Consider the following 360-nt stretch of genomic DNA (forward strand, 5'->3'; position numbering starts at 1 on the left):
GCTCCACATCGTGCTTGTGCGGCGGGTAGCTGCTGCTGTGGCTGGCCGGGGTCATCACTTCCACCACCAGCAAGTGGGCGGCGGTGGGGTCGTCGTGCGGCAGGATGTCGCACACGTACCGGGTGTTGGTGCCCTTGCCGCGCACGCTGCGGCGCATGCTGGCGGGGTCGAGCACGCGCACTGCACGGTCTGTGGCGTCGCTCGGCGCGCTGCACAGGCCGACTTCGGCATTGCGCACCGCGCGCACTGTCACTGTCTTACCAGCGGGCACGTAAACAGCTGCGGGCGACTTCTCGTCAAACACGCTGTCGCGGGTGCCCAGGTTGGCGTGGGTGGTGCCGTCGATGGTCACATCTACAG

The 360-nt window shown here is 67.8% G+C and carries 1 protein-coding gene; it reads right to left on the minus strand.

What is annotated here, in order from left to right; all coding sequences use genetic code 11:
- A partial coding sequence (locus tag AC1D1Y_RS26940) for a 5-deoxy-glucuronate isomerase (protein WP_477685031.1) occupies positions 1 to 360 on the minus strand: 360 nt, incomplete at both ends.

It is taken from the genome of Polaromonas sp. P1_G1 (assembly GCF_056405595.1).